The 15,213-nt window shown below is 49.4% G+C and carries 13 protein-coding genes; 7 read left to right on the forward strand and 6 right to left on the reverse strand.

The features are described from left to right. Positions 1-74 precede the first annotated feature (74 nt). From hupB to bolA, 6 genes are all read right to left on the reverse strand, one after another. Positions 75-347 carry a nucleoid-associated protein HU-beta gene (gene hupB / locus DY231_RS18130; RefSeq protein WP_034493716.1) on the reverse strand — a complete coding sequence of 91 codons (273 nt, stop codon included), beginning with the start codon at positions 345-347 and terminating at the stop codon, positions 75-77. A gap of 210 nt (positions 348-557) precedes the next feature. Then, complete coding sequence (lon, locus tag DY231_RS18135) at positions 558-2,912, reverse strand: endopeptidase La (protein WP_115630525.1); 2,355 nt, start codon at positions 2,910-2,912, stop codon at positions 558-560. A 183-nt stretch (positions 2,913-3,095) separates the two neighbouring features. Beyond that, on the reverse strand, positions 3,096-4,370 hold the full coding sequence (gene clpX, locus DY231_RS18140; RefSeq protein ID WP_034457994.1) for an ATP-dependent protease ATP-binding subunit ClpX: 1,275 nt from the start codon (positions 4,368-4,370) through the stop codon (positions 3,096-3,098). 130 nt (positions 4,371-4,500) lie between these two features. After that, the gene (gene clpP, locus DY231_RS18145; protein WP_034457992.1) at positions 4,501-5,124 is read right to left on the reverse strand and encodes an ATP-dependent Clp endopeptidase proteolytic subunit ClpP; all 624 of its coding nucleotides are present in this window, start codon (positions 5,122-5,124) and stop codon (positions 4,501-4,503) included. Positions 5,125-5,462: 338 nt separating this feature from the next. Beyond that, positions 5,463-6,761 (reverse strand): trigger factor, encoded by a 1,299-nt coding sequence (gene tig / locus DY231_RS18150; protein WP_115630527.1) that lies wholly within the window; start codon positions 6,759-6,761, stop codon positions 5,463-5,465. 356 nt (positions 6,762-7,117) lie between these two features. Further along, complete coding sequence (bolA, locus tag DY231_RS18155) at positions 7,118-7,435, reverse strand: transcriptional regulator BolA (protein WP_064516631.1); 318 nt, start codon at positions 7,433-7,435, stop codon at positions 7,118-7,120. A 305-nt stretch (positions 7,436-7,740) separates the two neighbouring features. Between bolA and DY231_RS18160 the strand changes: the two genes are divergently transcribed. The 7 genes from DY231_RS18160 to cyoE all read left to right on the forward strand — a co-directional run bounded on the left by DY231_RS18160 (position 7,741) and on the right by cyoE (position 15,108). Next, complete coding sequence (locus DY231_RS18160) at positions 7,741-8,319, forward strand: lipoprotein (protein ID WP_115630529.1); 579 nt, start codon at positions 7,741-7,743, stop codon at positions 8,317-8,319. A 48-nt stretch (positions 8,320-8,367) separates the two neighbouring features. Continuing rightward, on the forward strand, positions 8,368-9,843 hold the full coding sequence (gene ampG, locus DY231_RS18165; RefSeq protein ID WP_034493713.1) for a muropeptide MFS transporter AmpG: 1,476 nt from the start codon (positions 8,368-8,370) through the stop codon (positions 9,841-9,843). Between the two features lie 474 nt (positions 9,844-10,317). Then, positions 10,318-11,265, forward strand: a complete 948-nt coding sequence (gene cyoA, locus DY231_RS18170) for a cytochrome o ubiquinol oxidase subunit II (RefSeq protein ID WP_064553062.1) — start codon at positions 10,318-10,320, stop codon at positions 11,263-11,265. Positions 11,266-11,284: 19 nt separating this feature from the next. Beyond that, entirely contained in the window at positions 11,285-13,276 is a 1,992-nt protein-coding gene (gene cyoB, locus DY231_RS18175) for a cytochrome o ubiquinol oxidase subunit I (RefSeq protein ID WP_115630531.1), read from the forward strand. Beyond that, complete coding sequence (locus DY231_RS18180) at positions 13,266-13,880, forward strand: cytochrome o ubiquinol oxidase subunit III (protein ID WP_034493710.1); 615 nt, start codon at positions 13,266-13,268, stop codon at positions 13,878-13,880. Before cyoB ends, DY231_RS18180 begins: the two co-directional genes overlap by 11 nt. After that, complete coding sequence (locus DY231_RS18185) at positions 13,880-14,209, forward strand: cytochrome o ubiquinol oxidase subunit IV (RefSeq protein WP_034493709.1); 330 nt, start codon at positions 13,880-13,882, stop codon at positions 14,207-14,209. The genes DY231_RS18180 and DY231_RS18185 overlap by 1 nt, the downstream gene beginning before the upstream one ends. Before the next feature lie 11 nt (positions 14,210-14,220). Further along, positions 14,221-15,108, forward strand: coding sequence for a heme o synthase (gene cyoE / locus DY231_RS18190; protein WP_034493708.1), 888 nt, complete (start codon positions 14,221-14,223; stop codon positions 15,106-15,108). Positions 15,109-15,213: the final 105 nt, after the last annotated feature.

Genomic DNA, 15,213 nt, shown 5'->3' on the forward strand with positions numbered 1-15,213 from the left:
AAAAAAAGGCACATCTAACGATGCGCCCTGACCTAACTTTACTAGATTAACCTTGCCCTGAAGCGGACGATAAATCAGTTAACCGCTTCTTTCAGCGCTTTACCAGCACGGAACCCTGGGACTTTTGCAGCAGCGATAGTGATTTCTTTACCGGTCTGAGGGTTACGGCCTGTACGGGCAGCACGCTCTTTAACAGCAAAGGTACCAAAGCCAACCAATGCCACGTCTTCCCCAGATTGCAGAGATTCGGTAACAGAAGCAATCACAGCGTCTAATGCACGTCCAGCCGCGGCTTTAGAAATATCAGCACCTGCGGCAATTTTGTCTATCAGTTGAGATTTATTCACTCTTCTCTTCCTCTCTTTATAATTTATATCGCACCTGTATCCTTCAAAGTGCGACCGCGCAGCAGTTATATCAGGCCTGTCATGCCCTTACAACACCCGTTGTTAATGGCACGCATCACCAGCAGTCTAAAGTAGCGATACAAAAAAAAGCTGGCAAGTGACAATTCACCAGCCAGCTCTGATTTTATGCACTGAATATGCGTCAGGTCACTATTTTGCGGTGACGACCTGCATTCCGTAAGGCTCATTCTGCAAAGCAAGAGCCAAAACTTCCTCGATTCGCTTCACCGGATGGATATCCAGGTCGGCGAGAACGTTGTCAGGAATCTCTTCCAGATCACGTTTATTTTCATCCGGAATCAGAACAGTTTTAATGCCGCCACGGTGTGCCGCCAGCAGTTTTTCTTTCAAACCGCCGATTGGCAGAACCTGACCACGCAGTGTGATTTCACCGGTCATCGCCACATCTGCACGAACAGGATTACCTGTCAGGCAAGATACCAGCGCGGTACACATCGCAATACCTGCACTTGGGCCATCTTTCGGCGTCGCACCTTCCGGTACGTGAACGTGGATGTCGCGTTTTTCATAGAAATCAGCATTGATGCCCAATTTCTCTGCACGCGCGCGCACCACGGTCAGTGCAGCCTGGATAGACTCCTGCATAACTTCACCCAAAGAACCGGTGTAAGTCAGCTTACCTTTACCCGGCACACAGGCGGTTTCGATAGTCAGCAAATCACCGCCAACTTCGGTCCACGCAAGGCCTGTTACCTGACCTACGCGGTTTTCGCTGTCTGCACGACCATAGTCAAAGCGCTGAACGCCAAGGAAATCTTTCAGGTTATCGCCGTCGATTTCGATGTGCTTGAGCGTTTTATCCAGCAGCAGCTGTTTAACCGCTTTACGACACAGTTTGGAAATTTCACGTTCCAGACTACGCACGCCCGCTTCACGGGTGTAGTAGCGAATGATGCCGGTAATAGCGCTATCGTGAACGGTAATTTCGCCTTTTTTCAGGGCGTTGCGTTCAATTTGCTTGGTCAGCAGGTGTTGTTTAGCAATATTCAGTTTTTCATCTTCGGTGTAACCGGACAGACGAATCACTTCCATGCGATCCAGCAATGGTGCCGGAATATTCATGGAGTTGGACGTTGCTACAAACATCACATCGCTGAGATCGTAATCCACTTCCAGATAATGGTCGTTGAACGCCACGTTCTGTTCTGGATCAAGCACTTCAAGCAGCGCAGATGCCGGATCGCCACGCATGTCAGAAGACATTTTGTCGATTTCATCCAACAGGAATAATGGGTTTTTAACGCCCACTTTCGCCATTTTCTGAATCAATTTGCCCGGCATGGAACCGATGTAAGTGCGACGGTGCCCACGAATTTCAGCTTCGTCACGTACGCCACCCAAAGCCATGCGCACATATTTACGTCCGGTCGCACGTGCGATGGACTGACCCAGTGAGGTTTTACCTACACCAGGAGGCCCTACCAGGCACAAGATTGGCCCTTTGAGCTTGTTAACGCGGCTCTGGACTGCGAGGTATTCCAGGATACGATCTTTCACGCGCTCAAGGCCGTAGTGATCGGTATCGAGGACTTCCTGCGCCTGACGCAGATCTTTTTTCACTTTACTGCGCGCATTCCATGGAACCTGCACCATCCAATCGATGTAGCCACGAACCACGGTAGCTTCCGCAGACATTGGCGACATCATTTTCAGTTTTTGCAGTTCCGCTTCGGTTTTTTCACGCGCTTCTTTCGGCATTTTAGCCGCGTCGATTTTGCGTTTTAGCGCTTCGTTTTCATCTGGCGTGTCGTCCATTTCGCCGAGTTCTTTCTGAATGGCTTTCATTTGCTCGTTCAGATAGTACTCACGCTGGCTCTTTTCCATCTGCTTTTTAACGCGGTTGCGAATACGCTTCTCAACCTGCAGCAGATCGATTTCCGACTCCATCATGGCCATCAGATACTCAAGACGTTCGTTAATATCGGACATCTCAAGAACGGACTGTTTATCAGTCAGTTTCAATGGCATATGGGCCGCAATGGTGTCAGCCAGACGAGCAGGATCATCAATGCTATTCAGCGATGTTAGCACTTCTGGCGGGATTTTTTTGTTCAGCTTGATGTAGCCTTCAAACTGACCAATTGCGGTGCGCACCAGCACTTCCTGTTCGCGCTCTTCGATAGCTGGCGAATTCAGGTACTCAGCCTGCGCTGAGAAATGGTCACCGTTGTCAGAAAGCGTGGTGATACGCGCACGCTGTAAACCTTCAACCAGCACTTTTACCGTGCCGTCTGGCAGTTTCAGCATTTGCAAAATGGATGCGACGGTTCCCACTGAGAACAGGTCATTAATACCTGGCTCATCTGTCGAGGCTTCTTTCTGCGCCACCAGCATGATTTTTTTATCATGATCCATGGCCGCTTCCAGGCAACGAATGGATTTTTCTCGCCCGACAAACAGTGGAATTACCATGTGCGGATAAACCACCACATCGCGCAATGGCAATACGGGGATTTCAATGCGTTCAGAACGCTCAGGATTCATAGAGCTCTCTCTTAGTTAAGGTCCGCCTGGTGATGGGGCAATGCCTCCGCTTTTATGGCATCACCAACAAGTAAGTCAGTATATTGGGATGTTTCCCGCACATTCAATGGCAGGAATGAAGGAAAAGCAAAAGGGGGATATAAATCCCCCTTTTTATACTAACTGACTGGTTATTTTGGCGAATTATTCACCGGATGCTTGTTGCGCTTCTGGCTTACCATAAATTAATAATGGTTTGCTTTGACCGTCGATGACGGACTCGTCAATCACCACTTTCTCGACATCTTCCATGGAAGGAAGGTCGTACATGGTATCGAGCAATGCGCCTTCAACGATGGAACGCAGACCACGAGCGCCGGTTTTACGTGCCATTGCTTTCTTCGCAATCGCATCCAGCGCTTCGTCGCGGAATTCCAGATCTACACCTTCGAGATTGAACAACGCCTGATACTGTTTAGTCAGGGCGTTTTTCGGCTCTTTCAGGATCTGAATCAGCGCTTCTTCGCTCAGTTCCGTCAGCGTTGCAACCACTGGCAGACGGCCGATAAACTCAGGGATCAGACCAAATTTGATCAGATCTTCTGGCTCGACCTGGCCCAGTAACTGCCCTTCGGTCGCCTTCTGGGACTTACCTTTTACGGTCGCACCAAAGCCGATACCAGAACCGGTTTCGACACGGTTAGCGATAACTTTGTCGAGGCCTGCGAATGCACCGCCACAGATAAACAGAATCTTGGAGGTATCAACCTGCAAGAATTCTTGCTGTGGATGTTTACGTCCACCCTGCGGTGGAACCGCTGCAACGGTACCTTCGATAAGTTTCAGCAACGCCTGCTGCACACCTTCACCAGACACATCACGAGTGATGGACGGGTTATCAGATTTGCGGGAGATTTTGTCGATCTCATCGATATACACGATACCGCGCTGTGCTTTTTGCACATCGTAATCACATTTTTGCAGCAGTTTCTGGATGATGTTTTCAACGTCTTCACCCACGTAACCCGCTTCGGTCAACGTTGTGGCATCAGCCATGGTGAATGGAACATCCAGCAAACGCGCCAGGGTTTCAGCCAGCAGGGTTTTCCCGCTACCCGTCGGCCCGATGAGCAGAATATTACTTTTGCCCAGTTCGATACCGTTGGTGCTGTCGCCGTTACGCAGACGTTTGTAATGGTTATAAACCGCAACCGCCAGGACTTTTTTAGCCTGTTCCTGACCGATGACGTAATCATCGAGATGGTGACGGATTTCATGCGGAGTCGGCAGCGCACTACGCTCGCGGTGCGGTGCGACCTCTTTAATCTCTTCGCGAATAATGTCGTTACATAAGTCGACACACTCATCGCAGATATACACTGACGGCCCGGCAATCAGTTTACGCACTTCATGCTGGCTTTTGCCGCAAAAAGAGCAGTAAAGCAGTTTGCCTGAACCGTCTTTGCGCTTATCTGTCATCGGTAAAACCTCTTTTCTGTTTCTTTGCACCGTACGAGACGGTGCAAGTGCCATTCTACGGCGCAGCCAATCGTAAGCGCACTATGAGCCGCTACAGTAACTATAGTATACGGCTCACTGTTATCGGGCATTAGCTACGGTGAGTCAGGATTGAGTCAACTAAGCCGTACTCTACCGCCTCACTTGCTGCGAGGAAACGGTCACGCTCTGTGTCTCTCTCTATTTCTTCAAGAGATTTGCCCGTGTGTTGCGCCATAAGTTCGTTCATACGCGCTTTGACTTTCAGGATTTCACGCGCATGGATTTCGATATCCGTTGCCTGCCCCTGATAGCCACCCAGCGGCTGGTGAATCATGACTCGTGAGTTCGGCAAGCAGAAACGCTTGCCTTTAGCACCAGCGGTCAGCAGGAAAGCCCCCATAGAACAGGCCTGTCCCATACAGATAGTGCTGACATCCGGCTTAATAAATTGCATCGTATCGTATATAGACATCCCAGCGGTAATAACGCCACCTGGTGAGTTGATATAGAGATAGATGTCTTTTTCTGGGTTTTCTGCTTCCAGGAACAGCATCTGCGCTACGATAAGGTTAGCCATATGGTCTTCGACCTGGCCTGTCATAAAGATGACACGTTCCTTGAGCAAGCGGGAATAGATATCGTATGAACGCTCGCCACGCGATGTCTGTTCAACAACCATCGGCACCAGGGCCATATGGGGTGCAAATTGATCTCTTTCGCCACTGTATGACATTTCCGTCTCCTGGAATAATTGAGCCTTCGATACCTGCTGCACTGATTCTACTTGAGACGATAAAAGAAGACTACGCTCCTTAAAAGAAGACTAAGCTCCTTGCGTCTCCAACCTTAAATAGACGGATTATCAGTCAGGGGTTCTGTTTTCTAGCCATACCCGTATTTATGGGGATGAGCTTACCCTGTTTCAAGCATAACAACCTTTTCTTGTTACGCTAACCCTGAAACTGCGTTTTATTGATGTGTTTTCAGGGAGTCACTGATAAAAAAAGCCCGCCACCATTGGGTGACGGGCTTGATGCAGCAATATTTTGGCGATGATGCCAAAAATTATGCTTACGCTTGTTGGTTCATCAGTTCGCTGAAGGTAGTGGCTTTTTCAGACACTTTCGCTTTAGACAGTACTGCTTCAACAGCTTGTTCTTCCAGAGCAACATTACGCATGTTGTCCATCAGTTCTTTGTTTTTGCCGTAGAACTCGATAACTTCAGTCGGATCTTCGTAGGCAGAAGCCATTTCTTCGATCAGACCTTTAACGCGTTCTTCGTCAGCTTTCAGCTCGTGGGTGCGAATCACTTCGCCCAACAGCAGGCCAACAACTACGCGACGTTTAGCTTGTTCTTCGAACAGTTCACGTGGCAGTTCCAGCGCTTGTTTCTCGTTGCCACCAAAACGCTGAGCAGCCTGGCGACGCAGAACATCGATTTCGCTGTCGATCAGTGCAGCTGGAACGTCGATGTTGTTCGCGTTAACCAGACCGTCGATTGCTTGAGACTTGACGCGGTTACGCACAGCGCCTTTCAGCTCACGATCCATGTTTTTACGAACTTCGGTACGCAGACCCGCAACTGAACCATCTTCAACGCCGAAACGTTTGATGAATTCTTCAGTAAATTCTGGCAGTTCACGCTCTTCAACTTTCTTCAGAACGATCTCGAACTTAGCCGCTTTACCTTTCAGGTTTTCAGCGTGGTAGTCTTCCGGGAAGGTCACTTCGATAGTGAACTCTTCGCCAGCTTTATGACCAACCAGACCTTCTTCGAAACCTGGGATCATACGACCCTGGCCCATTGCCAGTACGAAGTCAGACGCTTTGCCGCCTTCGAATACTTCGCCGTCTACAGAACCGGTGAAGTCGATGGTAACGCGGTCTTCTGCCGTTACAGCAGCGTCAGAATCTTTCCAGGTCGCCTGCTGCTTACGCAGGGTGTCCAGCATTGCATCAACGTCTTCGTCAGTCACTTCAACAACCGGTTTTTCAACTTCGATTGCTTCCAGACCTTGCAGCTCAACTTCTGGGTACACTTCAAACTCAACCGCGTAGGTGAAGTCTTCGCCCAGTTTGTATTCGCCTGGAACGTAGTTTGGTGCGCCAGCTGGATTAATTTTTTCTTTGATGATCGCGTCAACGAAGTTGCGGCTCATCAGTTCGCCCAACACGTCCTGGCGAACAGAAGCGCCATAGCGTTGTGCGATAACAGTCATCGGCACTTTTCCTTTACGGAAACCGTCGATACGGGCTTTCTTTGCCACGTTGACCAGCTCGCTTTTTACAGCGGTTTCGATGCTGTCTGCAGCGATAGTAATCGTGAGACGGCGGCCAAGGCCCTGAGTGGTTTCAACTGAAACTTGCATCTTGTTACCTCAAAAAATCACAGTGCTCGGTCAACTCTGGAAGTGCTCATTTGCGCTCCACAGAACCGGGATGCCTTCTGAATCAGAATCACATTCCCTGTCGTCAGAATCGTCCCGAAGACATTCCGAAAAATAAGACGCAGCATTATAGCGGCATCACCAAGGTGAGTCGAGAACGGCAACACAGTGTTGCTGCGGCCCTTTTCACAGTTCTTTTGGATTTATTGTCCTGCCCCTGGAAAAACGGGGGTTACTTCAGACAAAACAAAACGGCCCGCAGGCCGTTTTGTAAAACACGATTCATATACCGCAACATAAAGGAAAAGTTCCCTCAGTTGCAAGCCTGAAGGTTAACTTCAGGCGATTGACCCTGCTCCACGGCAAGGTGGAGAGGCGAGAAGAGTGTCATGCAACCCTTCCCATTCCTTAATTGTGTAGGTATGCAGTGCCAGCGCATGCACTGTGGACGAGAGTTCAGCACTTAAAGTGCCATAAATCATACGATGACGATTTAAAAAACGCTCACCCACAAAACGATCGCTGACCAGAACCACTTTAAAATGACTCTCTGAACCCGCCGGGACATTGTGACGATAGCTTTCATCCGCGACTTCCAGGATCACGGGTTCAAACGCTGCCCTTAATTTTGATTCTATTTGCTCGCGCATCATCATGAACTTTCTCCTCGACTACGTAGAGATGCCACTCATCCCTTTAAATGTTAGCCGCTTTTAGCCGTTTTATTAACGCAATTCCAACAATTATTTAGCTTTCGTCCTATTTTCTGAGCCAAGCCCCTGTAGCTTAATGTGATTACGGCACTAATTGAGGGCAAAGTGGTCAGATAGCTTTGCAACCGCTCAGAAAAAGCGCAACGCGATGAAATTACGTGCGTTAGCTACTTCCACTGGGCAACCGCAGTGTTATGATGGCGTGATTTTTTATCTGCCTGCCCCTTGAGTACATTGAGATAGCGAACATGTTAAAAAAATTATTATTCCCGTTGGTCGCCGTATTTATGCTGGCCAGCTGCGCAACACCACCTACTACCATTGATGTTTCTCCAACTATCAGCTTGCCACAGCAAGATCCAAGCCTGATGGGTGTAACTCTAAGCATCAACGGTGCAGATCAACGTAAAGACCAGGCGCTAGCTAAAGTCACTCGTGATAACCAACTGGTTACGCTGACTCCATCTCGTGACCTGCGCTTCTTACTGCAAGAAGTGCTGGAAAAACAGATGACCGCGCGTGGTTATATGATTGGGCCAAACAGCCCGGTTGACCTGCAAATCATCGTAAACCAGTTGTATGCTGACGTGTCTCAGGGCAGCGTGCGTTACAATATTGCCACTAAAGCTGACATCGTGATTATTGCGACGGCGAAAAATGGCAACAAGATGACCAAAAACTACCGTTCTAGCTACAACGTAGAAGGGGCGTTCCAGGCCACCAACAAGAATATCGCCAATGCAGTAAACTCCGTATTGACTGATACCATTGCTGATATGGCTCAGGACACCAGCGTTCACGACTTTATTAAGCAGAACGCTCGTTAATCAATACCCCACCAGCCCGTGTCATGCGGGCTGGCTGTAGAGCAAAGTATGCCCAACCATTATCTGCGTCTCTTCCAGCAACCTAAATCAGCCATTCTTCTGATTTTAGGCTTTGCGTCCGGCTTGCCTCTCGCCCTCACCTCCGGCACACTTCAGGCATGGATGACGGTTGAGAACATCGATCTCAAAACCATTGGTTTCTTCTCGCTCGTCGGGCAAGCCTATGTGTTTAAGTTTCTTTGGTCGCCGATTATGGACAGATATACGCCGCCACTACTGGGGCGTCGTCGAGGTTGGCTGCTGATTACCCAAGTCTTGTTATTGATTGCTATTGCGGGCATGGGCTTCCTTGAACCCGGCTCGCAGTTGCGTTGGATGGCGGCGCTAGCGGTCATCATTGCTTTCTGCTCGGCTTCACAAGATATCGTCTTTGACGCCTGGAAAACCGATATTCTTCCAGCAGAAGAACGCGGAACCGGCGCAGCAATCAGTGTGTTGGGTTATCGTCTGGCGATGCTGGTTTCTGGCGGTTTAGCGCTTTGGCTGGCGGACAGATATCTCGGCTGGCAAGGAATGTATTGGCTGATGGCCGCATTAATGCTGCCTTGTATCATCGCCACTTTATTTGCGCCTGAACCGACTGATGCGATCCCCGTTCCAAAAAGCCTAGAACAAGCCGTTGTCGCCCCTTTGCGTGATTTCTTTGGGCGCAATAATGCCTGGCTTATCCTGCTGCTGATTGTGTTGTACAAACTTGGCGATGCGTTTGCCATGAGTTTAACGACCACGTTTTTGATTCGCGGTGTGGGTTTTGATGCCGGTGAAGTCGGCGTCGTGAATAAAACGCTGGGGCTGATCGCCACCATTATTGGCGCATTGTACGGCGGCATTTTGATGCAGCGCCTGTCGCTGTTCCGCGCGTTGCTGATCTTTGGCATTTTGCAGGCGGTGTCCAACGCAGGTTACTGGATTCTCTCGGTCACCGACAAAAATATGATCAGCATGGCGAGCGCCGTATTCTTTGAAAATCTTTGCGGCGGGATGGGCACGGCAGCATTTGTCGCCCTTCTGATGACGCTGTGTAATAAATCCTTTTCCGCAACCCAATTCGCTTTGTTATCGGCTCTTTCAGCTGTAGGTCGTGTTTATGTCGGGCCAATAGCCGGTTGGTTTGTTGAAGCCCAGGGCTGGCCTACGTTTTACTTATTTTCCGTGGTCGCCGCGGTTCCCGGCATCTTGCTACTCTTAGTTTGCAAAACGACGCTGGAATATACGCAAAATAACGATAGCTTCATTCCACGCAGTGAATTTTCATCGGCCTATCGCATTGCGCTTCGCGCATTAATGCTGGGTTGCGCACTTCTCGCCGTGTGGTTGGTTGTGTTGATTACCAATGCCATCGGCCTGACAAACTGGGCCTTCAACATTCAGTTCCTCGAATGGGGGGCATTATTTGCAATTGGGGGGATTTTGTTTGGTGGGTTGCTTGATTATCTGGCTTTGCGAAAAACGGCGTTGGTCTAAAACCGCCAGATAAATATTAATAATAAGTTTCGATGCGTGATTATATTGTTCAATTAATACGCAGACAATAAGCTGGGTGAATTATTTCCCGAAAGCAAGACTCTTTTTTTACATTATTAGCAGAGAAATTATTTTCACCCTGCCTTTAACCGATTCAGCTTTTGGTTAATTAAATTTGTAGAACAATTCGTTTATCAATTGATGCTAATTTGTTAAATTTATGTTTAACAAAATGATTGGTTATACCAATTTACCTGTACTATTTATGGCAACATAGGTTTTCGTTATAACCTTGCCGGGCCGCGGCCTATCTCGAGATTTTACAGTTTGTTGCATTCTATGTGACATTGTTGGCAGAACCCAGTAACACCACACTGACACTATGCCATTCATGTTTACAGTAATGTAACCTTCCCGTAAAATGCCTCCACACTTTAAACGACAATTAGAGCTCCCCGGAATTGAGGTCGTTAAATGAGACTCAGGAAATACAATAAAAGTTTGGGATGGTTGGCATTAATTACAGGCACTTTTTTACTGAGTGGCTGTGATTCTGCACTTCTGGACCCCAAAGGACAAATTGGACTGGAACAACGTTCATTGATACTGACAGCAATCGGGCTGATGTTGATAGTCGTTATACCCGCTATCGCAATGGCTATCGGTTTTGCCTGGAAATATCGTGCATCAAACAAAAACGCCAAATACAGCCCCAACTGGTCGCACTCGAACAAAGTTGAAGCTGTGGTCTGGACGATTCCTATCCTTATCGTCATCTTCCTCGCGGTACTAACCTGGAAAACCACGCACGCTCTTGAGCCAAGCAAACCGCTTGTTCACGATGCGAAGCCGGTGACCATCGAAGTTATCGCCATGGACTGGAAATGGTTCTTCATCTACCCAGAGCAAGGTATTGCTACGGTTAATGAAATTGCCTTCCCGGCCAACACCCCGGTGGAATTCAAAATCACCTCTAACTCAGTGATGAACTCCTTCTTTATTCCGCGCCTGGGCAGCCAAATCTACGCAATGGCAGGTATGCAAACTAAATTGCACCTGATTGCAGACGAAGCAGGCACCTACGACGGTATTTCGTCTAACTACAGCGGTAAAGGTTTCTCTGGGATGAAGTTCAAGGCAATCGCCACCCCAGATATGGACACCTTTAACCAATGGGTAGCTAAAGCCAAACAGTCTCCGGAAGTCATGAACGATATGGCGACTTACGAGAAACTGGCACAGCCTAGCGAATACAACAAAGTCGAATACTTCTCCGCTGTTAAACCTGATTTGTTTAAAGACGTTATTAACAAATTCATGGGGCACGGGAAGAGCATGGACATGACCCAACCTGAAGGCGAGCATGCAGCGCACGAAGGAATGGAAGGCATGGACATGAGTCACGCGGAAACCTCTCACTAAGGGGCCGAGGAATAATACGATGTTCGGAAAACTTACACTGGATGCAATCCCATACCATGAACCCATTGTCATGGTTACGGTGGCAGCAATTATCGTCGGGGGACTGGCGCTAGTTGCAGCTATCACTTACTTCGGTAAGTGGGAATATTTATGGAAAGAGTGGTTCACCTCGGTTGACCACAAACGCCTCGGCATAATGTACGTGATTGTCGCAATCGTCATGCTTCTGCGTGGCTTTGCTGACGCCATCATGATGCGTAGCCAGCAGGTTCTGGCTTCCGCCGGAGAAACAGGCTTCCTGCCACCTCATCACTACGACCAGATCTTTACTGCCCACGGCGTAATCATGATCTTCTTCGTGGCGATGCCATTTGTTATCGGCCTGATGAACATCGTCGTGCCGTTGCAGATTGGTGCGCGTGACGTTGCCTTCCCATTCCTGAACAACCTGAGCTTCTGGTTCACCGTTGTCGGTGTGGTGTTGGTTAACCTGTCTCTTGGGGTGGGTGAATTCGCGCAGACCGGTTGGGTGGCTTATCCGCCGCTATCGGGCATAGAGTACAGTCCGGGGGTCGGCGTCGACTACTGGATATGGGCACTTCAGCTCTCGGGTATCGGTACGACATTAACGGGTATTAACTTCTTCGTTACTATTCTGAATATGCGTACGCCTGGCATGACTATGTTCAAAATGCCGGTATTTACCTGGGCTTCGCTGTGTACCAACGTACTGATTATCGCGGCATTCCCAATCTTTACCGTGACCGTCGCACTGTTAACCCTTGACCGCTACCTTGGCACCCATTTCTTTACCAATGATATGGGTGGCAACATGATGATGTATATCAACCTCATCTGGGCATGGGGCCACCCGGAAGTTTATATCCTGGTGCTGCCGGTGTTTGGAGTGTTCTCCGAAGTGGTTGCGACATTCTCGAAAAAACGCCTGTTCGGTTACACCTCTCTGGTGTGGGCGACCATCGCGATTACGGTTCTGTCGTTCATCGTTTGGCTGCACCACTTCTTCACCATGGGCAGCGGCGCGAACGTCAACGCCTTCTTCGGTATCGCCACGATGATCATCGCCATCCCAACTGGGGTGAAGATCTTCAACTGGTTGTTCACCATGTATCAGGGTCGTATCGAGTTCAACTCCGCGATGCTGTGGACCATTGGCTTCATCGTCACCTTCTCTATCGGTGGCATGACCGGTGTTCTGTTAGCGGTTCCGGGGGCTGACTTCGTACTGCACAACAGCTTGTTCCTGATTGCTCACTTCCATAACGTGATTATCGGTGGTGTGGTATTCGGTTGCTTCGCTGGCCTGACTTACTGGTGGCCAAAAGCCTTCGGCTTCACCCTGAACGAAACCTGGGGTAAACGTGCCTTCTGGTTCTGGATCATCGGCTTCTTCGTCGCATTTATGCCGCTGTACGTGCTGGGCTTCATGGGTATGACCCGTCGCCTGAGCCAGCAGATTGATCCACAGTTCCACACTCTGCTGGTTGTTGCAGCTTGTGGTGCGGGCCTGATTGCTCTGGGTATCCTGTCTCAGCTGATTCAGTTCTACGTCTCTATTCGTGACCGTGAGCAGAACCGTGACCTGACCGGTGACCCGTGGGGTGGCCGTACGCTGGAGTGGTCAACTTCTTCCCCTCCTCCGTTCTACAACTTTGCTCACTTGCCGCACGTTCATGAACGTGATGCATTCTGGGAGATGAAAGAGAAAGGCGAAGCGTACAAACAGCCAACGCATTATGAAGAAATTCATATGCCACGTAACAGCGCTGCGGGCATCGTCATTGCCGCGTTCGCTACCGTGTTTGGTTTCGCGATGATCTGGCACATCTGGTGGATGGCGATTGCAGCATTCGCAGGCATCATCATCACCTGGATTGCGAAAAGCTTCGACGAAGATGTGGATTACTACGTTCCGGTTGCGGAAGTCGAAAAACTGGAAAACCAGCACTTCGATGAAATTACCAAAGCAGGGCTGAAAAATGTCAACTGAAACTCTCACTCACGCTAACGCCCACGCCGCGGAGCATGGGCATCACGATGCAGGAACCAACAAAGTCTTTGGTTTCTGGATCTACCTGATGAGCGACTGCATTCTGTTCTGTTGCTTGTTTGCTACCTATGCCGTTCTGGTGAACGGCACTGCCGGCGGTCCGACAGGGAAAGACATTTTCGAACTGCCATTTGTGCTGGTTGAAACTGCCCTGCTGTTATTCAGCTCCATCACCTACGGCATGGCGATTATCGCCATGAACAAAGGCAACAAGAGCCAGGTTATTTCCTGGCTTGCGATGACCTTCCTGTTCGGTGCGGGCTTCGTCGCGATGGAAATCTATGAATTCCATCATCTGATTGTGGAAGGTTTCGGGCCGGATCGTAGCGGCTTCCTGTCAGGCTTCTTTGCCCTGGTCGGTACGCACGGTCTGCACGTAACTTCTGGTTTAGTCTGGATGGCGCTGATGATGTTCCATGTCTATCGCCGCGGCTTGACCAGTGCTAACCGCACTCGCCTGATGTGCCTGAGCCTGTTCTGGCACTTCCTGGACGTAGTATGGATCTGCGTATTCTCGGTTGTTTATCTGATGGGGGCGATGTAATGAGCCATTCAAATGAACACGCTGGCGCCCACCACGGTAGCGTTAAAACCTACATGACAGGTTTTATCCTGTCGATCATCCTGACGGCAATTCCGTTCTGGATGGTCATGACAGGTACTGCCTCCCACGCCGTGATTCTTGGCGTGGTGCTGGGTAGTGCGGTAGTACAGATTTTGGTTCACCTGGTGTGCTTCCTGCACATGAACACCTCTTCTGAGGAACGTTGGAACCTGGTAGCCTTTGCCTTTACTGCGCTAATAATTGCCATTCTGGTGGTCGGCTCTATCTGGATTATGTGGAACCTCAACCAGAACATGATGGTTCACTAAGAGCAGCCTATATGATGAAGCGGTACCTACAAGTCACTAAACCAGGAATTATTTTCGGCAATTTAATTTCTGTCATTGGCGGATTTTTACTGGCCTCAAAAGGCAGTATTGATTACACCCTGTTTATCTCCACCCTGGTTGGGGTGTCGTTGGTCGTGGCATCGGGTTGTGTTTATAACAACTTCATCGACCGCGACATCGACCGCAAAATGGAGAGAACCAAGAACAGGGTTCTGGTCAAAGGCCTGATTGCGCCGAAAACCTCGCTGGTATACGCCACCTTGTTGGGTATTGCTGGCTTCATGCTGCTGTGGTTTGGTGCTAACCCGCTGGCCATGTGGTTAGGCGTGATGGGCTTTGTGGTTTATGTCGGCGTTTATAGCCTGTACATGAAGCGCCACTCCGTCTACGGCACGCTGATCGGTAGCCTGTCGGGTGCCGCACCGCCGGTTATTGGTTACTGCGCTGTCACCAATGAATTTGATGCCGGTGCTTTGATCCTGCTGGCTATCTTTAGCCTGTGGCAGATGCCGCATTCCTATGCGATTGCCATCTTCCGCTTTAAAGATTACCAGGCCGCTAACATTCCCGTGTTGCCGGTGGTTAAAGGGATTTCAGTCGCGAAAAACCACATTACGGTTTATATCATCGCCTTTGCCGTCGCAACGTTGATGCTGTCACTGGGCGGTTATGCCGGATGGAAATATCTGGTTGTAGCCGCCGCCGTAAGCGTCTGGTGGTTGGGCATGGCATTGCGTGGGTATAAAGTCGAAGACGATAAAGTCTGGGCGCGCAAACTGTTCGTCTTTTCAATCGTTGCCATCACTTCACTCAGCGTGATGATGTCAGTCGACTTTATGGTGCCAGATTCACAGAATCTGATGACTTACGTCTGGTAAATCGTGAACCTCTTAAAAGGGCGCATTTGCGCCCTTTTTTATTTGTGCTAACAATCTATCCATTTACCCTCCTTTTCCCACGCACTACACTAAGGCCGGCTTTTT

Origin of the sequence: Buttiauxella agrestis (assembly GCF_900446255.1) — a bacterium.
Taxonomy (GTDB): domain Bacteria; phylum Pseudomonadota; class Gammaproteobacteria; order Enterobacterales; family Enterobacteriaceae; genus Buttiauxella; species Buttiauxella agrestis.